Source organism: Trichocoleus sp. FACHB-46 (assembly GCF_014695385.1).
Taxonomy (GTDB): Bacteria; Cyanobacteriota; Cyanobacteriia; order FACHB-46; family FACHB-46; genus Trichocoleus.
Window position 1 is genome coordinate 351974 of record NZ_JACJOD010000013.1, and the last position, 24790, is coordinate 376763.

18 protein-coding genes are annotated in these 24790 nt (G+C 51.0%); 9 read left to right on the top strand and 9 right to left on the bottom strand.

Annotated features, from left to right (window positions below; all coding sequences use genetic code 11):
• Window positions 1-6: 6 nt before the first annotated feature.
• A complete protein-coding gene (hemE, locus tag H6F72_RS09280) occupies window positions 7-1071 on the bottom strand; it encodes a uroporphyrinogen decarboxylase (protein ID WP_190433913.1) in 1065 nt (354 codons plus the stop codon).
• 168 nt (window positions 1072-1239) lie between these two features.
• On the opposite strand from hemE, the gene H6F72_RS09285 reads away from it, so the two are divergent.
• Together H6F72_RS09285 and H6F72_RS09290 are read left to right on the top strand one after the other, a co-directional pair.
• Window positions 1240-2268 (top strand): hypothetical protein, encoded by a 1029-nt coding sequence (locus H6F72_RS09285; RefSeq protein WP_190433915.1) that lies wholly within the window; start codon window positions 1240-1242, stop codon window positions 2266-2268.
• Between the two features lie 141 nt (window positions 2269-2409).
• Window positions 2410-2970, top strand: coding sequence for a phycobiliprotein lyase (locus H6F72_RS09290; RefSeq protein ID WP_190433917.1), 561 nt, complete (start codon window positions 2410-2412; stop codon window positions 2968-2970).
• A 75-nt stretch (window positions 2971-3045) separates the two neighbouring features.
• Here the strand turns inward: H6F72_RS09290 and H6F72_RS29690 are convergent, their stop codons facing one another.
• From H6F72_RS29690 to H6F72_RS09310, 4 genes are all read right to left on the bottom strand, one after another.
• Window positions 3046-4056: a hypothetical protein gene (locus tag H6F72_RS29690; protein WP_199298976.1), complete on the bottom strand. Its 1011-nt coding sequence runs from the start codon at window positions 4054-4056 to the stop codon at window positions 3046-3048.
• Between the two features lie 203 nt (window positions 4057-4259).
• Window positions 4260-7151, bottom strand: coding sequence for a DUF3769 domain-containing protein (locus tag H6F72_RS09300; protein WP_190433919.1), 2892 nt, complete (start codon window positions 7149-7151; stop codon window positions 4260-4262).
• Window positions 7152-7246: 95 nt separating this feature from the next.
• On the bottom strand, window positions 7247-7363 hold the full coding sequence (locus H6F72_RS09305; RefSeq protein ID WP_190433921.1) for a photosystem II reaction center protein I: 117 nt from the start codon (window positions 7361-7363) through the stop codon (window positions 7247-7249).
• Window positions 7364-7609: 246 nt separating this feature from the next.
• A complete protein-coding gene (locus H6F72_RS09310) occupies window positions 7610-9433 on the bottom strand; it encodes a hypothetical protein (RefSeq protein WP_190433924.1) in 1824 nt (607 codons plus the stop codon).
• Window positions 9434-9547: 114 nt separating this feature from the next.
• Between H6F72_RS09310 and H6F72_RS09315 the strand changes: the two genes are divergently transcribed.
• The 3 genes from H6F72_RS09315 (at window position 9548) to H6F72_RS09325 (ending at window position 16045) form a co-directional block, all read left to right on the top strand.
• Window positions 9548-12742 carry an alpha-mannosidase gene (locus H6F72_RS09315; protein ID WP_190433925.1) on the top strand — a complete coding sequence of 1065 codons (3195 nt, stop codon included), beginning with the start codon at window positions 9548-9550 and terminating at the stop codon, window positions 12740-12742.
• Window positions 12743-12782: 40 nt separating this feature from the next.
• Complete coding sequence (locus H6F72_RS09320) at window positions 12783-14201, top strand: S-layer homology domain-containing protein (RefSeq protein WP_190433927.1); 1419 nt, start codon at window positions 12783-12785, stop codon at window positions 14199-14201.
• Between the two features lie 140 nt (window positions 14202-14341).
• A complete protein-coding gene (locus tag H6F72_RS09325; protein WP_190433929.1) occupies window positions 14342-16045 on the top strand; it encodes a TrkA family potassium uptake protein in 1704 nt (567 codons plus the stop codon).
• Here the strand turns inward: H6F72_RS09325 and H6F72_RS09330 are convergent.
• Complete coding sequence (locus H6F72_RS09330; protein ID WP_190433931.1) at window positions 16042-16914, bottom strand: MBL fold metallo-hydrolase; 873 nt, start codon at window positions 16912-16914, stop codon at window positions 16042-16044. The two genes, H6F72_RS09325 and H6F72_RS09330, sit on opposite strands and share 4 nt — an antisense overlap.
• Window positions 16915-17465: 551 nt before the next feature.
• Between H6F72_RS09330 and H6F72_RS09335 the strand changes: the two genes are divergently transcribed.
• Together H6F72_RS09335 and ftsH4 are read left to right on the top strand one after the other, a co-directional pair.
• Window positions 17466-17657, top strand: coding sequence for a DUF2949 domain-containing protein (locus H6F72_RS09335; protein WP_190433933.1), 192 nt, complete (start codon window positions 17466-17468; stop codon window positions 17655-17657).
• A 92-nt stretch (window positions 17658-17749) separates the two neighbouring features.
• Window positions 17750-19633, top strand: a complete 1884-nt coding sequence (gene ftsH4, locus H6F72_RS09340) for an ATP-dependent zinc metalloprotease FtsH4 (protein WP_190433935.1) — start codon at window positions 17750-17752, stop codon at window positions 19631-19633.
• An 89-nt stretch (window positions 19634-19722) separates the two neighbouring features.
• On the opposite strand, the gene H6F72_RS09345 is transcribed toward ftsH4, so the two are convergent.
• A complete protein-coding gene (locus H6F72_RS09345) occupies window positions 19723-20169 on the bottom strand; it encodes a hypothetical protein (protein WP_199296129.1) in 447 nt (148 codons plus the stop codon).
• A 152-nt stretch (window positions 20170-20321) separates the two neighbouring features.
• Here H6F72_RS09345 and H6F72_RS09350 point away from each other — a divergent pair, with 152 nt between their 5' ends.
• Both H6F72_RS09350 and H6F72_RS09355 read left to right on the top strand, forming a co-directional pair.
• The gene (locus H6F72_RS09350) at window positions 20322-20699 is read left to right on the top strand and encodes a histidine kinase (RefSeq protein ID WP_190433938.1); all 378 of its coding nucleotides are present in this window, start codon (window positions 20322-20324) and stop codon (window positions 20697-20699) included.
• 110 nt (window positions 20700-20809) lie between these two features.
• Window positions 20810-21049, top strand: a complete 240-nt coding sequence (locus tag H6F72_RS09355; protein WP_190433940.1) for a hypothetical protein — start codon at window positions 20810-20812, stop codon at window positions 21047-21049.
• Between the two features lie 32 nt (window positions 21050-21081).
• Here H6F72_RS09355 and H6F72_RS09360 read toward each other — a convergent pair whose 3' ends face one another.
• On the bottom strand, window positions 21082-23703 hold the full coding sequence (locus tag H6F72_RS09360) for an ATP-binding protein (protein ID WP_190433942.1): 2622 nt from the start codon (window positions 23701-23703) through the stop codon (window positions 21082-21084).
• On the bottom strand, window positions 23703-24758 hold the full coding sequence (locus H6F72_RS09365) for an ABC transporter substrate-binding protein (RefSeq protein WP_190433944.1): 1056 nt from the start codon (window positions 24756-24758) through the stop codon (window positions 23703-23705). The genes H6F72_RS09360 and H6F72_RS09365 overlap by 1 nt, the downstream gene beginning before the upstream one ends.
• Window positions 24759-24790: the final 32 nt, after the last annotated feature.

Sequence of the window (24790 nt, forward strand, 5' to 3'; positions counted from 1 at the left end):
CACCACCTACGCATGAACTGCCAAGAGTTTGTCAACCTGCTTTGCAGTTTCAAAGAAGTGAGCCACATTCTCCTCAGGAGTGCCTTGCAGAACTCCGTGGCCGAGATTGAGGATGTGACGACGGTTACCCGCTTTGCGCACTGTATCTAGAATGCGATCGCGGATGAAGTCTTTGGAGCCAAACAGCACACAGGGGTCAATATTCCCTTGCACACCAATGTTAGCGCCGAGACGCTGACGAGCTTCGGCTAGATCGACTGTCCAGTCCACACTGACGAAATCAGCGCCGGTTTGTGCCATCCGCTCCAGCACTCCAGCACTGCCATTGATGTAGAGAATCAGAGGCACATCAGGATGCGCCGCCTTGATCTTGGCAAACACCTGCTTTTGGTAAGGGACGGCAAAGGCATCAAAGTCTTGGGGGCTAAGCTGACCTGCCCAAGAATCAAACATTTGGATTACCTGCGCCCCACATTCAATTTGGTAGCACGCATAGGTAGCGATCGCGTCTGCAATCTTAGCCAGGAATTTATGCAGCATTTCTGGCTCGCTGAACGCCATACCCTTGATGATGGTGTAATCTTTAGAGCTTTTCCCTTCGATCGAGTAAGCGGCCAAGGTCCAAGGTGCGCCGACAAAGCCGAGTACCGCTGCTTCATTGCCAACTTCTTGGCGCAGGGTTTGCAGAATCGTACGAATAAAGGGCATCGACGCTTCTGGGTCGATTTCATGCAGATTGTTGATCTGCTCTAGGCTACGAATCGGCGGATCGATAATCGGTCCTCGGCTCTCCACGATGTCGAACGGAATGCCAATACCGGGTAGCGGCGTCAAAATATCAGAAAACAGAATCACGCCATCGGGCCGAAATACCCGGAAGGGTTGCAAGGAGATTTCAATTGCCAGATCAGGATTCTCGGAGCGCTCCCGGAAGGAGGGATATTTGTCGCGCAAGTCTCGATACACCTTCATGTAGCGACCCGCTTGTCGCATCATCCACACGGGTGGCCGATCTAGAACTTCTCCACGAGCAGCCCGCAACAGATAAGGAATTTGGGTCGATCCGGCCATTGAAGCTTCACCATTCATTTCTTAAATGCATTTGTTAGCTTATCATTCCCCGATCCCCCTTTCTCGCTGTGAGTTTGAGAAAGCGACGGGAATTAACCAGGCAATGGTGACAAGATCGGGCAGGATGGTGTCAATGCTTGTTTTGCTTGGCTTACCGTTACAAAACTTATGCAATTTGACCCTAGCTCATCCGTCCCTCCAGCACTAGCCGCACCCGCACCGCAGCCTTTTCTGATTCCACCTGCTAAGCGACTGAGTTTTATCTGCGGGTTGACGCTAGCAACTGTCCTGGCTGGTTTGGTAGAGCTGGCTTTTAAGCGTGGCGTTGCGGGGGCGATCGCGGTAGACACACTCAGCGATTTTGCTGCCGCAATTTGGCGGTATACAGATTGGGCCATATCCAGCTTTGTCTTGGGACTGGCTCAGTGGGTGATTTTACGCCAATATGGACTGACTCATCTCTGGATCGTAGCGACGGGCATGGGTGGACTCATCGCCCAAGCGGTAGGATTCGGGTGGCAAGCTAAGCTAGGGCTTGTCCTGAGCCGCCTAGCCTATGTTTGGTTGGGGCTAGCTCAAGGATTTGTCTTACGACGTGATGTCAGGTCTGCTTGGCTTTGGCTGTTTGTTCCTCCGGTTACGTTTGTGCTCTCTAGCTTGCTGTTTTTGGTCATCCTAGGGCAGACCCCGACAGGAATTGCCGTAGGATTGCCAGGACCGTCCTACGTGGCATTAATTCCAGCCTTAACCCTTCAAGGATTGCTGCCCGCGATCGCACTCTGTGGCCTCCGGCAAAAAGGTAGTTCTGCTCGTCGCCCATCTAGTGAGGCTGCGTTCCGGGCCACACCAGAGATGACCGATTTAACCCAGTTGCGATCGCTAGCACGAGAACTCCATACTCAATTAACCCAAACAGATATTCCTGAGATTGCGGAAGACCAAGACTTGATTTATCTGGTGGATATGACGGTAGAAGGCGCGATCGCGATGTATCAGCCTGTAAACCAAGCCGCATTTGACTACGCAGATCAAACCCCACTCCCAGCTTTAGCTGAGGCAGAGCTAGCAGGTCAGGCAGGTCAGGCAAATCAAGAAAAATATGGGTCTGAAGTAGCCACCTTAGCGCGGTTTCAAGTAATTTTTCAGGCCACGGGTGACATAACGATTCGGTCCTCAAATGGGGAACCGTTGAGCTAAGCGAGGTCTCGTGGCAACAGTGGTAGGCACACCAACCGCACTACAGCAATCAAGTGGTGGTTGATAAAATTTCTTCGTTTTGCACCTTAAACTTAGTAAAGATGACGATTAGAAATTGTGGGCAATAGGATCGTTTAATTCATGAATATTGTGGAGTTTTTCCAGCAGAGTGCTGGCAAGTGGTTTTCCCAGCGCACCAGTCACCACTTGGCTTTTAAGCAATCGGAAAGTGGCAAATCAGATATTGTGATTGAGATGTTGCCCAGCGATAACCCCGAAGTGGTAAAGCTGTGCGAACAATATGAAATTGATCCCACGCTGGCTCTCTGTGGTGCTCGCGTCACCTGGAACGGCACGATGGAATGGGACGAAGAAAAACACACTGGCTCCACAGTGTTGGTTCCGATCGCTGATCCAGAAAACCCCAAGGAAGGCAAGTTGTTGCGCGAAATGGGCTACGCCGAAAAGGCTCCTGTCGCCGGTCGTTACAAAATGGGCGACGACGAAGCCCTGACGTTGATTACCGAGTATGAATCTATGTACTCTGAAGAGCGTCTGTGGTTCGCCAGTCCCAACTTACGCTTGCGTAACAGCATCCTAAAGCGCTTTGGTGGTTTCAGCATGGCCACCTTCTGCTCAGAAATTCGCATGGGTGGCACGCAACCTCAGGCCGAAGCTGCCAGCTCTACCACTAATACCTAATGGGTTAAAGGCGATCGCGGGTTAATTAGTAAATGCCCTCATCTAGGCATGATGTAGGGCAAGCTCAAACATTTTTCAGACCCGCTGACTCTTGGTTTCGCTAGGACTCAAGGGTTCGGATAGAGCGAGGGAGTTTTCTTGGGGTTGGGCTACTGCCTTGAGCTTGCTATAGAACTCAGAGGATTCCGGAGGCGGTACAAACTGGTGAATCGGTTCGGGCTTTGCTTGGCCTGCTTGAGCCATCTCTGAACTGGAAGCTTCGCTGCCTGTGATTGACAAGTCAGAGAGTAGGCGATCGGCTTCTTCTAGAACAGATTCTAGGGCTCCATCCGAAGCCATGTCTGACTCAACTGCCATTTCAGCAAGGTGGGAGCTGGAAGTTAGAGGCAATGTCGGGTTAGATAGAGCGTTGGATTCTGCAACAACTTCAGATTCATCGATGCTCGGCTCTAGCGCCATTGATATCGGCTCTGCGGCCACAGCATCCATTGGGGCATAGCTTGAGTTGGAAGCTGACGCTGCCACGGTTGGTTCGGAAGCGTTTTCTAACCTAGTAGCCCCAACCTGGTCTGGTTGCTCCTCTCCAGCGACAGACGCAAGGTTTAGTCCTTCATTTTGGAGCGGTGGCGAGGAGATTGCGATGGAGGGCAACTCGGTCGCCGCTACCTTAACCGGAGCCGTAGATAGATTGTCAGTCTGGATGACCGCTGCGGGCAGCAAGTAGCGCCAGTGAGACTGGGGCGGAAACTTGGGGGGTGGCAAAGCCACAATTTCCCTTGCAGTAGCAGGTTTGGGCACTAGCACCTGCGGGAATTTACTGCAAACAATGCGTTCAAATTCATGGTTGAAATGATAAAGCGGTTGCCCTCGACGTAGCCACAACGCCAAGATTTGCTCAACCGAAATCCCCTTGTAACGCCCTTGATACAAGGCTTCAATGACGGCTGAGCGTATCCAGAGCGGTTGGTAGATACCTGTCCAAGCAGCCACTAATTCATCAGCAGTGTAGCCATTGAGGTCAAAGCTGTAGTGAATCAGCAGAGCCGCTGCATTTGCGCTCACAGAGTCTTTTACTGATTCTGTCATCTCAATTGTTTACTGCATCCCCCTTTCAAATTAGCTTAGGCAAACTGCGATCGCTTTTCGCAGGAGGGTGGGACCTAGGTCTAAGCTGATTGACAACGGATCTTCGGCCCCAACGCAGTCTACAAAAGTTAGCAGACTGGAGTAGCGACGGATTTTGCCATTAAACCGCAAATCGCCCTTAGATTCAAATGACTTAAGGAAGATTAGTCATTGGTAGGCCGCACCACACCCCCCTCTACGGGGCGGATACCAGTGCCCGCAAAGGGTTCTGTTCCGCCGCTCCAGTTGAAGTCACTGATGCGTAAGCCAATGGAACCAATCGCTAAAGCTGGGTTGTAGCGTACCGTCACCCCATAGGTGCGGCGGCTGTACTCTAAGATGTAATCCGTACTAATTTCATTGCCTGTATCCACATTGATTGCAGTTTGAAACCCGAAGCGGAATGGGCCGTAAATCTGCTGCAAAATCCCAGCGGAGACGACTTTATCATCCACGACTCGATCGAATAAGAAGGGAGATTGACCGCCAATCGCACTTTGAGAGTAGCTGAGATTGAAACCTGTGTAGTCAAAGAAGCGCCGAGAAAAATGACCTACCTGTCCTTGCAACCCAATGGTGCCAGTTAGAGTCGTTTGGCTGTCGCCACTGGTATAGCCGTTGGCAACCCCTCTGACTCCAGTAAATAGTTGCAAATAAGGCACTACCGGAGCGGGAGTATATCGTAGACCTTCGGCAGCAGTGGGCGGTAAAGCTTTGCCTTGCCAAAGGGAGAATCCTTTATTCAGAGCAGCGCTGGCCTCAAAACGTCCCAAGCTCAACCGATTGTTACTGCGATTGGCATCAAGTAAATCTAGGCGATCGCTATCAGCCGTAACAAATTGGGCTCCTGCTTGGTAGCTCAAGCTGATTCCGGTATTTCCTAAAGGCACCACAGGAGAAATCAGGAAAGCACCCAAACTGCTCTGCACATCCTGATAACCCAAAGAGCCATTGAACAGGCGATCGCGGTAGCTATAGTCAAGCGCTAAGGTGTGGTTGCCTGCGACTTGGAGTTGACGCAAACGCACATTAGCTCGCGCTTCTTCATCAAAATCGCTGGGATCTAAGCTGTTCAGTGTTACGGAGCTGGTCAGCGTGGTGCGAGGGCTGAGATTAGCCGTCAACTTGGTTTTTAAGCCATACACAGAAGGATCAAAGATGGCCCCATTACTATCTGTCAGGGCTTTTTGAATAAAGAACTGAGGCGTGACGCTAAAGCGAATCTTCTCGTTAGAAATCGGCTCAAACGTACTTTGGACAAACAAGCCGCCTCGATCTTCCTCGTCGTAGCCAAACTGTAGTAGAGCAGGATCGCGTTCCCGGCGATCGAGTATCACCCGCGATCGCAGCAGCGGTAGAGAGAAACGTTGGTCAAACACTAGCCGAGGCCGTTTGGCTCTCACTTCATCCCGGAGTGGAGAAAGGTTAGTCAGTGTCGCCTCATCCGCGCGTAACTCTAGTTCGGGGGGCGAGAACGGGTCATTGGTAATTCGGACATTCTGGGCTTGCCAACCTCTCGGGTTGAAGGCGATTTGCCCCGCCTCAAACCGCAGCCGCCGCACGGAGCCTCCCTGAACTAGAGTGGGTGCATCTTGACCCACACCCGTTCCTACATTGATCCCCCCAGCGTTGGAAATATTTTGAGTCGGCTGAGCTGCGGTAACGCGATCGCTCAACGGGCGGTCATAGGTGACGCCAGCACTCACATCAGTTGGCAATGTGGGGGTAAAATCGGTGCTTGCCGTGGGCAAGAAAATCTCACCCTTCGCACCTGCGATCGTGCCTGTGTTTTGCACAAAGTTGTACTCAAAGCGATCGCCGCGTAGAACTTGTTCGCCACGAGTGAGCGCTACGTTACCTTCAGCGACTGCCAGACGATTCGGAATATTGACTTGGAGGCGCTCGGTATCGAGTACGGCTCCTCGAAATCGCATCAAAACGTTGCCTTCAGCCGTGAAAACCCGCCGCTGTTCGTCATATTCCTGGCGATCGGCACTGAGTTCGATCACGCCACTGGTGGCAGGGTCAGCGCTGGGCTGCGTACCAGGGCTGGGGGGCGTGACCACAGGTGCCGATTGGGGTGACACGACTGGCGGTGTGGATTCTGGTATGACTAAGGTCGGCGTATCCGATGTCGGCGTATCCGATGGAGAAACAGTAGGCTGAGGGCGAGCAGGCGGAGTGGCTGGGGTGCTTGGAGCAGTCGCAGGAGTAACCTCAGGAGCCGTTTCTAGAGCTGGCTGAGAAGTAGGTCGCTCTCTGACAGGTTGAACGGGGGGCTGCTCAGCGGGGGTGACTGGAGGAGGTGTTGTTTTTGCCGGACTCAAGGAGGGCAGTTTGGGACCAGAACTCGGCTTGCTATTACTCGCAGGAGGCGTAGCCACAATCGACCAACCGGATGGCGCAGGCGGGGCGATCGCCACGGTAGAGGGTGCTGGGCTAGAAACTGGAGCGTTGAGCGGGCGAGTGGGTGCGATCGCCCCAGAGCCTGACCTAGCCGTAGAACGGGGACTAGATGAAGCCGTAGGGCTAGGGGTGAAGGTTGCGATCGCCGTAGGTTGCTTGGCTGCAACGCTGTTAGTGTAGCGAGGCGGCAGCGCTGGAGCTATAGCGTTGATGTGAACGTCAGAGTGGCGATGGTTAGCAGATTGGGCAGGCTCAGTGAATGAATCGGTCTCTGAAGCTACAACCGATGTATCTCCAATCTCAACAACTTGAGGCGAGCCTAAGGCCGCAGCCGACTCAGCATGACTTTTCGCAGCAGGCGGGAGAGCTTGAGGAGCTGCTATCTCAGGTTCGGCTGCTAATACCGCAGGCAAAGCAAGCTCATCGGAAGGCTCATCAGCGGCAGAATTTTCAGGAGCAAAAGTTTCTGGTGGGGTAGGGGCGCTTAAGGTCCCTACCACGACAGACTGAGCAGCTTCAGAAACATTTTCCGATGCATGGAATGCAGGCTCAAGTACCGTCGCTGCAACCGTCACTGAGGATTTGTGTTCCTCAGGCGGCAAGGAATTGATAATAGCGGGCGGCTCAGGGGGTAGGACCGGGTAGGGCATACTTTAGCAGAATGATTCCGACAAGACAGCCCGGACACGTTACCTCAACCGTCTCAGAGGCAATTCTATGGCCTGAGGAATGAATCAGTAGCTGCTTATTCCAAATCCCGCCGACCAGGGTTGCGAGTTGGATCGCTGGATAGAAATCCAAACACAAATAAGCAGATAAAGAGTGTAACGACGATATAGACCACAATCTTGAGGGTTGCCATACCAGGACCTTGAGAGACAAGTCTCTCTAATCATATCGGAATGCTGCCTCAATTTTGAGTCTACTCAGCCGTCTTAGTAATCCTCAGTCTGGCTCCAGGCTTCAGTCAGCTTTGACGCCATTCCTGACTAGACGTTCCCAGCGGTTGAGACTAACCGATTTACAACAGGGACTGCTTGGTTACATTAAGTCTTTTTGGGGCCTTCCTACAACTAGGTAAATGTAATTACTTTCATCAGAGCCAAGACTACTTGCGCCACAACTGTTGTAACCATTGCCCTACTAAGAGCATGACTTCTTCGAGCCAAAGCATGGTGCGATCGAGCCAGCCAAGAATCCGCTCTAGAGGATGCTTGACGTAACCAAGTGTAGTGGCTTCTGCCTCAATCCAGGTATTGCTGAGTTCGCCGTAGTCTTCAGAACGAGCCGCTAGCTCTGCACCGGACATGGTTAAGTTACTAGCGGTGAGCTGATCCCTGGTTGCAGTTGTGCCAGAGCCTACATGGGACAATCCCGCTGACGTAGGGGTGCTGTAAGTTGCCCTACCTCCACGGCTCTGCACCGGAGTCACAGAAGTTGTCTGAGCAAATTGAAGAGCTAAATCCTGGGATGAGCCGAGAGTTGTCACGATCGCGCCACCATCGGCTCGTGCATCACGATGCCAAAATCGGTTGATCAGCCTGGCCCATAAATTCTTGGCCGTCGTCATGGGCACTTGCAGTGCTGGCGACAGAGGAGCGGGGGAAGCGATCGCCTGTTCGGATAAAGCATTCGGGGCAGTCGGGAGGCGATCGCGGTTAGCACTTGGGATCTGACCGAAAACATCCTCATAGCTCAACCAAGGATCGGGGTGCCAGTCATAGTCGCCCGTCAACAAGCGATCGCGGGTGGCCTGATCCCCAGCCATTTGGGTTGGGTGAGATGGATTGCCTGTTCCTGATAAGCCTAGATGGCGATTGCCAAAGAAATAGTCAACTGCCGCCCGCAGTAAACTTTGTAGTGGCATGGGTGCCGCTGCAACTTGGGGAGCCATCTCAGGGTCCGCAGTAGAGCGGTTGAGGGTGGGGAGCGAGACTAGCTTGGCTCGTACCGTGCTGAGTAATCCTTGCCCTCGTTGCACCAACCCATCAGTCAGTGTCAGCACTGGCGGCAAGGAGTGAGCCTCTAGCTGAGCGATCGCTTGGTCGAGAGGAGCTAGCGCTTCGTAGGGAATGGGTGGAATAGGCAAGATTCCAGCCGTGAAAGTCGCAGAACTACTAAAGTATGGCTCCTCTAAGTGGATGGGCTGGGCTACCGCAGTCGATTCTTGAAACCAGTTGAGCGCGATCGCCACAGGCCCAGTTTGCACCCAAGCTATCATCTGCCGCACTAACCGCATTGGCGGTAAAACTTTGGAGTCGTCGCTGGGAAGCGGGAGCGGGGAGCGCGATCGCTGGCGAACCAATATCTGCAAGTAGCGTTGATAGTGGCTGACTTCCCAAACAATGCGTTGGTAGAGCTGTTGTTGTTGCTCCAGCGTCAAAATATTCAGAATCTGGTTTTGGCAGGTGACTAAAACCAAGGTTCGAGTTTCTAGAGCTGTAGCCACCCCTTGAATTGCGATCGCTGACTGCTGACCTAGTGCAACTGAAGTCTTGGTCGCACTGAGAGTTGCAGCAGCGGATGATTGGCTGGAGCGCACCACAGCCTGGCCCCGAGAGACCGCCAAACTGCCATTAGCTGCGATTGGAGGCACTACAACTTCTGGTAAGGCAAACGTTTCGACTACCTGTAAGACATTACAAACCACTTGGTTCGCTGAAGGTGGTTCTGAGCTTGCATCGCTTGCCACTGCCTGAGCTGCATCTAGAGAGGGTCGTTCAGTCTCAACCGAGGTTTGAATCTGCTTACCCACCAAGCGGGTGGCTTGAAACATAGCGTAGATCGGGTAGAGCAAAATTTGCGCTCCCCAAACCGTCGCGACTTTTGCATGTCGGAAGGCGCGATCGCACTGATCTACAAGCTCACGCGATTGCCGAGAGAAAAAATTGAACAACCGACTTTGATAGCGACCAGAAGAGGCGGAGGACATGGCAGTTGTCAGCGGGGCGGCTGCTGTAAAGTGAGGATGGTGTACAGGCTGCCACGGCGTAGCGACTTCAGCGTGAATCAGGCTGTACAGCTAGTGACCTGATTCTATCTAAAGATGGCTGACCCAGCGAAACTCCAAGCCCAAATCTCTGAGGCAATTACTCAACTTCGGCAACTCACGCAGCTTAACGTCCAGACAGGCTGGTATCTGTGCGAGGAGGATTTAGCGATCGCTGAGGCCAATCAACCGCAGCGCTGGCAGTCTTGGCCTTCGGTAACTCTCAATGCCAGAGAGCATGTTGCTTGGTCCCAGGGACGACAGGTCTTGTGGCTAGGTCAGAGCTTGCTGATTCCTGTTGACTTGCAAGGCTACCCGTTGGAGGGGCTAGTTTTGCGTTTGGCCCTGACTTGGTGGGCTGAATCTGCCCAGATTTTTGTCAATGGGCAGTTGGTGCAAGAAGGTGATTTGTTTGACTGCTCGGCCCGGATTTTGTTAAGTGCTGCGGCCCAACCTGGAGAGACCATCACCGTAGCTCTGCGCTTGGTTAGCCCAGGGCATGACGATGGAGCCTTGGTGCGATCGCTTTGCCTCTATGAAGTGGCATCTGGCTCAGCAACATCCAGTTCCGCAGCCTTGGGCGATCGCGTGGAACCAAGCTTCGTCGCTGATGAACTGGCGGTTCTCCAGCAGTATCTCACCGCTTTTGCGCCAGAGAAGTTGCCAGATTTGGCAGCGGCGATCGCAGAGCTGGATTGGGCCGCTCTGAGCCAGAGCGATCGCTCACCCAACCCATTTGACCAATCCTTGCAGCAACTCCGCCAAACCTTGCAGCCGTACAGTGATTGGATCAAGCAACGCCAAATTTGCTTGTTGGGTCATGCGCATTTAGATTTGGCTTGGTTATGGCCTGTGAGCGAAACCTGGGAAGCCGCTGAGCGCACATTCAAATCGGTGTTGCAACTCCAGCAAGACTTTCCAGAGCTGATTTTCTGTCATTCCACTCCGGCGCTCTATGACTGGATCGAAACCAACCGCCCTGCGTTGTTTGCTGCTATTCAAGCGCAAGTAGCAGCGGGACGATGGGAAACTTTGGGTGGCTTATGGGTGGAACCAGAACTTAATGTAGTCAGTGGGGAATCGATTGTGCGTCAAGTGCTGTACGGACAGCGCTACACCCAAGAAAAGTTCGGCCAAACTAGCCCAGTTGCTTGGCTACCCGATACCTTTGGCTTTTGCTGGCAGTTGCCTCAAATCCTGAAGCAAGGTGAAATTGAGTACTTCGTCACCCAAAAGCTGCGTTGGAACGACACCACCCAATTCCCCTACGAAGCCTTTTGGTGGCGATCGCCGGACGGCACCGAAATTTTCAGCTTGATGTCCGCTGCCATTGGCGAAAGCATAGACCCCATCAAAATGACCCAGCACGCCTCAATGTGGGAAGCCAAAACAGGCAATCTCGAAACGCTGTGGCTACCAGGAGTAGGAGATCATGGCGGTGGCCCGACGCGAGACATGCTAGAAATGGCCCGACGCTGGCAAACCTCACCCTTCTTGCCACAGTTGATATTTGCGACGGCAGAGGAGTATTTGGGGAAGGTGAGGAGTGAGGGGAGAGGGGAGAGGAGCCCCACCTGGAACGACGAACTTTACCTCGAATTCCACCGAGGCTGCTACACCACCCACGCAGAGCAGAAACGTTGGAATCGTCGCTGTGAACAGTTGCTTTACCAAGCAGAATTGTTTGCCTCATTGGCAACGCTGACGGCTGGCGTTGCGTACCCGAAAGCAGAGATAGAGGCAGCGTGGAAGAAAGTGTTATTTAATCAATTCCACGACATTCTGCCAGGGTCGTCGATTCCAGAAGTATTTGTCGATGCTAACCAGCTTTGGCAGGAAGCAGAGCAAACGGGACAGGAGGTACTACAGGCAAGCTTGCAGGCGATCGCCGCTTCCATTCAACTACCCGAACCGCCGCATCTTGATGCCCGACCAATTGTGGTGTTTAATTCCTTGAATTGGTCGCGATCGCAAGTGGTTTCGATTCCAATTCCATCGGGCACTGAATCAAGTTGGCAAGTACACAACTCAGCAGGTGAAGCGGTGCCTTGCCAGTTCACAACCTATAACGAGCAAGGCGAATCAACACCAACTCTACTGTTCTGGGCGGAAGAAGTGCCTAGCGTGGGCGATCGCGTCTTCTGGTTGAGTCCACAAACGGCGACTGAACTACCTGCCATTAACTTGCCCGCTGACGAATGGCTTTTAGAGAATGCAGCTCTGCGCGTAACCGTTGATCCAGAAACAGGCGATCTAAAGAGTGTTTGGGACAAAATTCGGCAGCGAGAAGTGTTGAATGGCGCAGGCAATCAACTCCAGGCTTTTCAGGACCAAGGGCAATACTGGGATGCTTGGAATATTGACCCCAACTATGCCCAACACCTATTACCACCCACCAAGCTGCAATCAATTCAGTGGCTCGATCGCGGCACATTGTTACAGCGAGTGCGAGTGATACGGCAACTGGGCCAGTCGAAATTTTGCCAAGATTATGTGTTGCCAGCTGACGCTTCGGTACTCAAGATTGCTACCCAGGTTGACTGGCAAGAACGGCATGTGATGGTGAAAGCCGCCTTTCCCTTGGCTGTGGAATCAGAGCAGGCCACTTACGAAATCCCTTATGGCGCGATCGCCCGTCCCACCAACCCCACAGAACCGAGAGATAAGGCCAAGTGGGAAGTACCCGCTCTCCACTGGGCTGATTTGAGTACTAATGACTATGGGGTGAGCCTGCTGAATGATTGCAAATACGGCTACGATGCCCAACCGAATCAACTCCGACTCACCTTGCTGCGGGGGGCAACTTGGCCCGATCCGGAAGCCGATCGCGGCCAGCATCAGTTTACCTATGCCCTTTACCCTCATGCGGGAACTTGGCAAACCGCCCAAACCGTTCGCCAGGGTTATGAGCTAAACATTCCTTTGCAAGCGATTTGGTTAGAAACTGAGCGATCGCTAAACTCTTCAGGAGCCACATTGCCCGCTGAAGGCCAGTTTTTAGATTTGCAATCTGAAAACCTGATTTTGAGCGCTTTCAAGCAATCCGAAGATCATCCACAACAGTGGATCTTGCGGTGCTACGAGTGCCACGGCCAACCCGCCGAGTTAAGGCTAAAAAGTGATTTAGGCTTAGCGATCGCTCATCCCGTCAATCTTTTGGAGCAAGCGATCGAACCGGAGAACTCATCAGGAACGCTGCAATCCACCCAGATTGCTCCCTGGAAAATTGCTACTTTCAAAGTCTCTACCTAACCTAGAATACCTGTGTGACTAGCTTGGCAAGGAGATTGGTGTGGTTGTTGCAAGAAAGCCAGTTGGGTTGAGTTTAGTTGCTGCTTTAGGAGTAGCAGTAAATGCGATCGCGCCATTTAGTGGCCTGTCTAGTGCGATCGCCCAAACAACTGGTTTTAGTGATGTACAGCCAAACAATTGGGCTGCTGCTTGCATTGGAGAATTGGCGAAACGGCAGATCATTAAGGGATATCCAGATGGTCGGTTTCGTCCGGCTGACCCGGTGACACGGGCCGAGTTTGCAGCGCTATTGCGGCAAGGTTTTCCGAATCAACCGCAAGTCAGAGAGGCCATCGGATTTGTAGATGTCCCAAGCAACTATTGGGCTGCTGCTGCCATTCAGGAAGCTTATCGCCGGGGTTTTCTTTCCGGATATCCCGATCGCAAGTTTATCCCGACTCAATCAATTCCCCGCGTCCAGGCTCTCGTAGCGCTAGCGAGTGGCCTAAAGTATGCGGCAACACAGCCAACGACAGTAGTTCTAAATGCAGCTTATGCGGATGCGGGAGCGGTTCCAGACTATGCACGCAATGCCGTAGCAGCCGCCACCGAGAAGAATTTGGTTGTTAATTATCCTAAAATTCAGCAGCTAGAGCCTACCCGCTTCGCTAGTCGGGCGGAGATCGCTACGTTCTTATGTCAAGCGATTCAGCCTGGATTGGTGCCAACGCAATATATTGCCAACACTCAGCAATTTTCGACGGAGACCAAGACCGCTGAGGAGGAAAATGTCCGGGTACAACTGACCTATCGACCCCGTGAGCCTTTAGCTGACAATTTTCGGATTCAAATTAGTCGCAGCGGCCAGACAGTTCTAGAAGCAGCAATGCCAGTGGACGAAGGATTACAGCGCTTTTCTAATCTGGAAGTGCAGGATCTGGATGGCGATCAGGAACCAGAAGTCGTGGTGGATTTATTCAGTGGTGGCGCTTACTGCTGCACGTCTTCTTATATTTATGGCTACAATGCCACCCAAAACGCCTATCGGAACGTCAAGCAATTTTGGGGCAGTCCTAGCTATCGGCTCGAAGATTTAGATCAAGATAATTTGCCTGAGTTTGTCAGTGGTGACCCTCGCTTCGATGCTCAATTTACCGCTCACGCGGCTTCTGGGCTGCCGATCCAGATTTGGCAATATCGGCGATCGCAGATGCAGAATGTAACGCGCAATTATCCTAAATTGATCTACGAAGATGCCGTGCAACATTGGCAAAACTACACCTTTAGTAAAGACCTTGGAGCCAGCGCCACTCGGGGGTTTTTAGCGGCTTATTTGGCCGATAAGCACTTGCTCGGTCAAGGACAAGAGGGGTGGCAGTTGGTGCAGCAGGCTTACCCATACGACGATCGCCGCCAATATTTCATTGACTTAAGAGATTTCCTGCAAAAGAACGGCTACATCACTACCACGTCTCAGTAAAGCGTGCCAAGACGAAGCATTCCAAGCCTCAAGAGCTGGCAAATCAACATTTTGTAAACCCGTACTTTCAGCTACAGTCTTACGCCTGGTCCTAGCCAAGAATAGGAACTCAGACAGCTCTGCCAAGCTCCGGGTTCGCTATGGAATCTCGCATTATTGTTTGTAGTCTGGGTCGAACTGGCTATCAAATTTTCTCTTTGTTGCGGCAACAGGGCATCCCAGTTATTGGGATTCATGATCAACCCCTGAGCTTCGCCGACCCAGATGTGATTGTCGGGGACCTAAAGGCCACTCCCACTCTGATGGCTGCGGGCATTGAACAGGCGCATACGCTAGTGATTGCCAGCTCGGATGATGCTTTGAATCTGGCCATTTTGATGCAGGCCAGAGTCTTGAATCCTCACATTCGCGTGATCAATCGCTTGTTCAACACTAGTTTGGGCGATCGCCTTGACCACACGCTCACGCATCATGTCAGCCTCAGCGTGGCAGCTTTAGCGGCTCCTGTGTTTGCCTTTGCCGCGTTGGGCAGCCGAGCCATCGGGCAGTTGCGATTGTTTAACCAGACTTGGCCGATTCACGAAGAATACATTGATGAATACCATCCTTGGCAAGGCCGCAAACTCAGCGAGCTGTGGGATGAGCGATCGCGCATGTTGATCTATTACCTGCCTGCCGACAAACGGATGGACTTAGTCTCTGCGGTCATTCGAGGCCAAGTTCTGCAAGTCGGCGATCGCTTAATTATTGGCAGTCAGCCGAATGCTAGCGTTCAAGCGGTGCGACGATCCTGGCGACAGCGTGGCACTAAGCTGGTGAATAACTTACGCCAATTTCAGCGCTACGGTCAGTCAATGGTTGTCGTCACCTTGGTTTTGCTAGTGACGATTTTGATTGCCACACTCACCTATGTTTGTTTCAATCGCCATACCTCCATCATTGATGCCCTCTACTTCTCCGTCGGCATGATTACAGGGGCAGGCGGTGAAGAGCAAGTTATAGAGCAGGCTCCTAACAGCATTAAAGTTTTTACCGCGTTAATGATGTTATTGGGAGCGGGAGTGATTGGGATTTGCTATGCCCTACTCAATGACTTTGTGTTGGGCACTCGCTTTCGCCAGTTTTGGGATACGGTGCAAGTTCCGGCTCATCATCACTACATTGTCTGTGGCTTAGGCGGGGTCGGAATTCAGATTGTGCAGCACTTGCGAAGTTGTGGCTATGACGTAGTGGCGATCGAGCAGGATGCCAACTGTCGGTTTTTAAGCATTGCTAGAGCCTTGAAGGTGCCAGTCATTTTAGGCGATGCCAGTTTACCGACTACGCTTAAGGCAGCTAACCTGGCTCATGCCTCTGCCTTACTAGCCGTAACTAGCAACGACACTGCCAACTTAGAAATTGCCCTCACTGCTAAGGGTCTAACTCCCAAAAGTACTGCGATCGTGCGTTACCAAGATCCCACGTTTGCCCGGATGGCCCATCAAGTATTTGGCTTTGAAGCCGTTCTCAGCCCCACAGAACTGGTAGCTCCCACCTTTGCCGCTGCGGCGCTGGGAGGCAGAATTTTAGGCAACGGCATGACAGGGCATAGTCTGTGGGTGGCGTTGTCAACCTTGATTACGGCTGGACATCCTTTTTGCCACCGAGTTGTTAAGGATGCCGCTATGGATGCGGATTTCGTCCCGTTGTATCTAGAAACCGGGCAACGCAGAGTGCATGGTTGGGACTTACTCAACACCTACCTTAAAGCAGGAGATGTTTTGTACTTAACGATGCCTGCCACTCATCTCGACCAGTTATGTTCTGTCCCAGCCCCAGAAATGTCAGAAATGATGGTGCATTAGACCGTAGCCATCCAAGCTAAACATTTTTGCATCTGCTGCTGCATGGTGGCGCGATCGCTGTGGTAGCGACGACCATGCCCAGGCAACACCCACTCAAAGTCATATTCAGCTAACTTATGCATCGATTTCACCAGTTCTGGCCAGGAGTACCAGCACACATCTCTAAAAGCCACTAACTGCTGCCGTGACTCAGACCAAGCTAGATGATCGCCTGTGAACAGGAACCTATGGTCATAGAGCAGAACGGTATGACCTTTCGTATGCCCTGGCACGGGAATAATCAGCAAATCAGGAGCTAGTTGCACAGGTTCCGCACCTTTGAGCTGGATTTCTACATCCTGCGTCCCATGATTAATTTCATCTTGGTGCAAAATGCGATCGCAGCCAAAGTGGTCATGGAACTTACGATGGTCAGCGACATCATCTCGGTGAGTTAAGTACAGATAGCGCACACCACCGAGTTCTTCCAGTCGCTTTACCAATGGCGGCGCAAATCGGGGAGAGTCTACCAACACGTTGCCTTCGGGTCGCTGAATTAAGTAACTAGCAGCCCCATAGGAGCTTTCTGCGTGGTAGCCACAGTGGTAGACATTGGCTTCTAACTGAATTGGGAAGCTGTGCTGAGCAGTTTTAATATCCGTCGGCTTTGCAACTGTGCCAATCGATGCGGTGGGGCAAGACAATAGGGCTTGCATGGCCCGCAGTCGCTCAGTTTCATCAACAGGCTGGTGATAGACTACTGACTGCTCATCTTCGCGATGAAACACTTCCGGGGTCATCCAACGGCAGGTATCGCAGTCAATACAAGTCGTATCAACATAAAAATCACCGTTGATATTTTGAGGGTGACGCTGCTGCAAATGAGCCATAATGGCACCTCACCGGGTCGGGTTATCTCTAGGCTAGATGGTGGGGTGAGGTTTGTGGGATGAAGGGTTGCTGACGAAGCAAGCGAGCTAAATCTTAGTGACACACTTGAGAACCAAGCCCTTGAGGGCACCTGCCCTCAAACTCCCGCTGAGGGACGGTTGCGTCCCCAGACCCCCTCCAACCGAATTTGACTGTGAGTGTTTCAATTCTTCTGTTCTTTTTCATCCTTCATCCCTTCTGTCTCGTCACCCTCTTAGAGCAAAAGAAAAATGAGAGACCTGTTTACAAATTCAATACAGGAACCTTAATTTCTCAGTTCTGTCTCTTGGATGGGAATAGGACTGATCTAGAGGAAGAGTCGAGGGCTATAGCTGCTACAGTACATTGCAGTTCAAGCAAATAGCGGAGCTGAAGTACGGAGATCCCCTCTACCTTAGTGCTCCTGAAAAGCAGCTGTTTCTTGTATAATTCAGCCATCAATTCTGAAAAATACTTTTCAATACTTAATATTTTTCTTCACATCCTTTAACAAAAATTCGTAAAAACCGTTATGGAAACTAGAAGATTGGCCCGATTGATTAAATTTTTGCGAGAGGAGTTGGCAGTGCCTGCCGCCGCGATCGCTATTGGGTTACGCCATCGGGAGCAAGATATGAGCCAGCTACCGATGATTCTTTGGCAGTATGGGTTGATCACCCTTGACCAGCTCAATCGCGTATTCGACTGGATGGAAACGGTATAGCGGATAACCACCCCTTCAGCAGGTTTACCCGAACGCTCTTTGACTTCTAGAATTCAAGCAATTGCTTTAAGAGAATTCAAGAGCTTTCAGAAATGCCAATTAAAAAAGATCAGCCTCAAGCTCCCCGTTCTCGCCAAATTGGCAATATCTTGCTATTGCTATCAGGCTTATTTTTGTTGGTAAATCTATTTTTCCCGACTTTATTTGCCTCCCAAGTACCCCGAGTTCCATACAGCTTGTTCATTCACCAAGTTGATGAACAAGAAGTCGCTAGAGCTTCTGTAGGCCAAAACGAAATTCGCTATCAGTTGAAAGGAGAAGGTGACCAACAGGGTCAAGTTCTCAGCACTACGCCCATCTTTGACCTCAACTTACCTAAGCTTTTAGAAGAAAAAGGAGTTGAGTTTGGTGCGACTCCACCACCTAAGAATGGCTGGATCGGCACCCTCGTCAGTTGGGTGATTCCCCCGCTAATCTTCATCGGCATCTGGCAGTTCTTTATTGCTCGGAGTGGTGGTGGCTCTCAAGGCGGCGTGCTGTCCATTGGCAAGAGCAAGGCCAAAGTTTATGTGGAAGGTGAGTCTGCCAAAATCACATTTGCGGATGTGGCAGGCGTAGAAGAAGCCAAAACTGAACTGGTTGAGATTGTGGACTTCCTCAAGACTCCCGATCGCTTCCTGCAAATTGGTGCTCGCATTCCCAAAGGTGTGTTGCTCGTCGGCCCTCCAGGTACGGGTAAAACTCTGCTAGCTAAAGCAGTTGCAGGTGAAGCTGGAGTGCCTTTCTTCAGCATCTCTGGCTCTGAGTTTGTCGAAATGTTTGTGGGTGTCGGTTCTTCCCGTGTCCGTGACTTGTTTGAGCAAGCGAAGAAACAAGCGCCTTGCATCATCTTTATTGATGAATTAGACGCGATCGGTAAGTCCCGTGCCTCCGGTGGTTTCTACGGTGGCAACGACGAGCGCGAACAGACCCTCAACCAGTTGCTCACTGAGATGGATGGCTTTGCGGCGGGTGGCGCGACTGTGATTGTGTTAGCTGCTACTAACCGTCCTGAGAGTCTAGATCCCGCGTTGCTACGCCCAGGCCGTTTTGACCGCCAAGTGTTGGTCGATCGCCCAGACTTATCGGGTCGTGAAGAAATCCTCAGTATTCACGCCAAGAAAGTGAAGCTAGGTCCAGATGTGAATTTGCGAGCGATCGCAACTCGGACCCCTGGCTTTGCAGGTGCGGACTTAGCTAACTTGGTCAACGAAGCTGCTCTCCTAGCCGCTCGTCAAAATCGTCAAGCTGTAGCGCAAGAAGATTTTGCAGAAGCGATCGAGCGGGTGGTAGCAGGCTTGGAGAAGAAGAGCCGCGTCCTCAACGAAAAAGAGAAAAAGATTGTGGCCTACCACGAAGTCGGTCACGCTTTAGTTGGTGCTCTTATTCCTGGCAGTGGTCGCGTGGAAAAAATCTCGATTATTCCACGCGGTATGGCAGCGCTGGGTTACACCTTGCAGCTTCCTACTGAAGATCGGTTCTTGATGGATGAAGGAGAACTGCGCGGTCAAATTGCCACGTTGTTGGGAGGTCGCTCTGCTGAAGAGATTATCTTTGGCAGCATTACCACAGGCGCGTCCAATGACCTCCAACGAGCTACCGATTTGGCAGAGCGCATGGTCACAACATACGGTATGAGCAAAGTTCTCGGGCCGCTCGCCTATGACAAAGGTCAACAGGGCATGTTCCTAGGGGGCGAAGGTATGAATCCTCGCCGCATGGTGAGCGAAAAAGTGGCCGAAGAGATCGATCGCGAAGTTAAGGACATTGTTGAAACGGCTCATCAACATGCCCTCGACATCTTGAACCAAAACCGAGACTTATTGGAGGCGATCGCCGCTCAACTCCTCGAAACAGAAGTGATTGAAGGCGAAACGCTGCACAAGCTCTTAAGTCAAGTCAAGTCAGCCGACAGAATCCCTGCTGGCGTTGCTTAAGGCTTTTCTAGTTAGCTAAACCCAATAACTGATCAGAGGCTGAATTACCTAATTCTTGGTAGTTCAGCCTTTTTCCGTAGCTACCAGTTCTAGCTGGAATAGTTGAACAGTTCTAAGATCTCGCGGCAAAATCCTTTTAGTTCTTGAGCAATTTCGGGCACAGGCTGAGTCGTTCCTTCAAACGCCCAGTTTTCTATCGTCGAAAGCCGCCACTGTTTACCTTTATGGTCGAACCCGACTGCTTCCACCCCGATCGCTCGCCGAATTTTCGTCAGCGGGTCTTGATACAACCGGATTTGCACCAAAATACTGCGACTTTGAAACAAGCGACTGCGCCCCGGAAAGTGAAACCCAATGTCAATTGAGTCCGGGTCTACTAAGTCCCTGGTATCGGAATCATTCGCCCAAGGCTTGAGATCAGCTCTGGCATCAGGAAACTTTAGCTTAAATAAATTAACCACCGTTGCGATTTTGCTGGCGGTTTCAAGGTCGAGGGCCTGTTCGGCTGCGTTCACCTGAACCACTCCTTCCGACATACCAAAGGGACGAGAAACAATAGGAACTTGATAAGTAATGGTGCCAATTGTTCATCAATGGGCAGACTGAACTTGGCGAAACTGCGATGCTAGGTTCATTTGCAGCTCTGTATATAAGCAGTTCAACGCCGAACTATCAGGAGTTCAACCACATGGCTACACCCTGTCACATCATCGTAGAAGGTAATCCAGCAATCATCTACGCCAGTAGAGAAGGAACTCCCACGAAAATCTTGCCTCGGCTTCAGCCTTTCTTAGCAAAATTTTGGCAGGAAAGAGACAGCTCTGGAGAATACTGTGATACGCCAGAGTGTTTAGTAGCTCAGTTGGTCGTGAGATTTGGGTATGAAATGTGTGAGGATGACTTCTCCCATCTACGGGTAGGACTCACTTATCGCCCAGAAGTTGATTACCTTTACTACATTGCTACCAACCGCACTGTACGTATCTGGGTTCCTAGTGCAGCTTATCGCAGCACTCCCAGCTTAGGGCTCCAAGGCTGCGAGCTGCTAGTCAATGAATTTTGTTAACTACTAAAAAATAATTCTGTCAGCATAGCCTTCTGAGTGCTCTTTATGACCAAAGGGACAGGGCTCTAAACCAGTGGCAAGTTTACATTTAAAAATAAAACTTACTTGCTATGTTTTCTGAGTCCCCTTCAGTCAAAAAACTCTACGAGCGTCTTTCCCACAAAATCAAAGTTGTTTCTCAAAATATTGACGACAAAGTTCAGAGCGCCATTGCAGATCGGGTTAGCGCTCCCTCTGACAACCTAAATGCACCCACTTACTTGGATGAAATGCTCATCCTACAAACCCTCAAGACCATTGAGAGTAAAGCCAAGGACCAGATAGAGCAGTCTGACAACTCTTGGTCGTAGTATCGCGATCGCCCACAACCCAACAGCCATACCTAGGTTTGGCGCAAAGGAATTTCAATCAAGAACTCGGTGCCTTTTCCTGGGGCAGAGTTACAGTGCAGTACTCCCCCATGTTTATCAGTCACAATCTGGTAACTAATTGACAACCCCAATCCTGTTCCTTTGCCGATAGGTTTGGTCGTAAAGAAGGGGTCAAATAATCGCCGTTGATCAGCTTTAGCAATGCCAGGACCATTGTCAGCAATCCGAATTTCAACGGATTGGGAGCCTAGCTGGCGGGTGTGAATTGCAATCGTTGGGGTTTGCGGAGGTTCAGAAGCTGGAGTTTGGCCATCCTCTAAAGCATCGATCGCATTAGTGAGCAAGTTCATAAAAACTTGGTTGAGTTGCCCTGCATAACACTCGACGAGCGGCAGATTCCCGCAGTCTTTGACCACCGCAATCTCAGGGCGATCGCTCTTGGCTTTGAGCCGATTCTGCAAAATCATTAAGGTGCTATCAATCCCTTCGTGGATGTCAACCGCTTTCATCTCGGCTTCGTCCATGCGGGAGAAGTTCCGCAGAGACAAGACAATCTTCTGAATCCGGTCTGCGCCTACTTTCATGGAAGCGAGAAGTTTGGGCAGGTCTGCTAGCAAGAAATCAAGGTCAATTGCTTCTATTTCCTCAGCAATTTCAGGGGTAGGATGCGGGAACTGTCGCTGATAAAGCTTCAATACCCCAGTTAGGTCTTGAATGTACTCTCCGGCGTAGTTGAGGTTGCCGTAGATGAAATTCACGGGGTTGTTAATTTCATGAGCTATGCCTGCCACAAGCTGGCCTAGGCTGGACATTTTCTCGCTTTGTACCACTTGGGCTTGGGTTTGTTGCAGTTCACGCAGCGTCTGTTCTAGCTCTTGCGCCTTCTCTTGCAGTTCGGCGCTAGTCTTTTGCACTTCCGCAAATAAACGTGCATTATCCAGCGCTGTAGCAATTTGCCCCGCCAAGGTATTGAAGGTTTCTAAATCCATTGGGCTGAAGCGATCGCTCTGTTTATCCTCAATGTTGAGCACGCCTAGCAAAGAACCACGAGTCACCAAAGGCACTACCACTTCAGAGCCTAAAGTTGCTGAGTAGACACCTTTTACCTCAGGGTTAGAGTGCGCCTGATCCACACAAATAATCTCTTGGGTGCGAGCGGCAGTGGCAATCAAGCTTTCATCATCATCTAAAGCAATTCGAGTCGGTTGCCCCAGTCTCGTAATATCTTCCTGGCTAGACTCAACTTCTTTGTACAAGATTTGTTGCTCAGGATTGAGCAAGTAGATTTGAATATAGTGCAGGTGGAAACGACTTTGCATCAAAGCGATCGCTTCTCGTAACAAGCGTTTAGGGTCTAAGACGACCCGCGACAGCTCGGTGACAGCCCCCGTCACTTGTTGGCTCACTTCTAGCTCTTGCGTTCGTTCCTCCAAATTTTGCAGCAGCTTACCCACCTGCTCAGCCATTTGGTTGAAGCTACCTGCTAGCACCCCAATTTCGTCTTCAGTCTGGATGGTACTACGAGCTTTCAGGTCACCCGCTGTAAAGCTGGTAACGATGCTAGTCAGCCCAATTAGGGGTTTTGTGAGCAATTCGCTGAGGGTAATGGCAGCGGCTGCGACTAGAACGGCGATCGCGATCGCCAACAACAGGGTTGCCCGGATTTGAGCTTGGATAGGCCCTAGAAACAAACTCTGTGACTCAACAAAAACGACCGACCAAGGCTGAGTTTTTAACTTCGTCACCGCCGCTGAATTTAACTCATCACTATTAACGGCTAAAGGAGTTGTAAAAAAAGCAGATTGATTAGTATTCTTAAGTCCCTGCTCAAACGCTGGCAAATTAGTCGCTAGCTCTGCTGGAGTTCCCTGGGGTAATCGTCCTGCTGCTTGTAGCGCTTTGACTTTTGCAGCAGGCAGCGGCGTAACCGACTTAAAAACCAACTCCGGAGCATACCCTTGCGCTAAACGAATCTGGTTCTCGTCTAATAAAATTGCAAACGAGCCTTTGCCACCCGCCACTAGAGCACTGTTTTGCGCGACTAATCTTTGAATGGCATTGGCGTTGTAACGCACTCGTAAAATGCCGATCGTCTTGCCCAATGCATCACGGATGGGACTCGTGAAATATAAGCTGGCTACTCTGTCACCGGCTGAATATTGTATGGGCGAAACGTAAGGCAAACCAGTTTTGAATGGTTGCTGGAAGTAGGGACGGTCCGTTTCGCTAGTTCCTATATTGACTGTGTAAGTATCAATTACATTTTGCCCTTGTGCGTCAAGTAAGGCATAGGACAGGATGTTGAGCGTATCTTTACGACCTAAAGCTAGCAAGGTAGTTTCCACCTCAGTTCGCATGGCCGTTCTTTGTACAGCAGGCAGACTCAGGTACTTGGCTAGAATAGGGAGCTGGGCTTCAACTCGGACTGCATCAAGATTGGTTTTGATGAACGAATCTAGGCTCAGGGCCGTTTGGGAAGCAGCGCCCAAGAGAGCCAAGTTAGCATTATTAGTTAGAGCTTTTTGGGTCGATCGCTGGTTCAGCAGGGCCAAGATTAAGATCGGCAATAGTGCGACACCCAAAAGCGAAAAAATGAGTTTGCTACGCAGTGTGGAGAATTTGAGGAAGTTCATTATGGCTGTTCCTGACTGAGCGCCTGCACAAATGAGGGAACAATTAACTTCTCAACTTCGGGGGCAGTACTCAATCCACCAGTACGAATAAAGAAGTCAGCATACAACTGAGCTGTGTAGTAAAGAGACTCGGTGGTGGTACCGGGGGTCAGTGCTTTGAGATTTTTGGGTAGCGTCATCAACTGCACCCCTGCGGTGGAGACATCTGCTGTCTTGAGTTTGAGCGCTTGGGCAATTAAGGCCGCTCCTTCTTGAGGATGCGTTAGCCAGTAGTCCTGAGCCTGAAACCAAGCCTTCATAAAGGCTTTTAGCTCTTGGGGGCGATCGCGAATCACTGAGCTGTGAAACACAATGCCACTGGGAATCAAGCCTGGTGTTTCCTTGCTAGTAAACAGAGTATGAGCACCCGTTCGGACGGCTTGGGTGGCATAAGGGTCCCAGGTGTGTCCTGCTTGAATATCGCCGCTTTGCAGTCGAGCTGGTACTGACTCCCCTTCCATATTCACCAGAGTAAAATCATCGGATGTCAGGTTGTGAGCTTCCATTAACTGCCTGACAAACAACTCGCCAAAATCCCCCAACTTGGCTCCAATTCGCTTGCCCTTCAGGTCTTTTGCACCAGTAATTTCAGGCTGAACCACTAAAGCATCAGAACCCGCAGACTGATCGGTGAGCATGACCATTTGAATATCTGGGTTCTGCCCAATGATGCCCATTAAGCTACCCATTGCCAGTGTCACCCCATCGGTTTGGCCTGCACTGAAGTTAGAGATCGGCTCTAAATAGTTTTCAGAATAAACAGGTTCAACTTTCACGCCTTGCTCAGCAAAAAACCCTTTCTCTTGAGCAATTACCATCGGGAAATACCCAGGCCACAGACTATAACCCACTTTTAGAGGTGTTTGATTCGACTGTGGTGTGACTGAAGTAGAGCTGTGGCAAGCAACGCACAGCAGCATACTCAATAGAAATAAACTTAGAAGCTTGAGAAAGTGGGCTTGAACTTGACGCAAGGAGATCACCTGAATAAACCGTAGGGCCACCAAGCTGCTCATGCTCGGTTAGAGCATCACTGGCGATCGCTGAG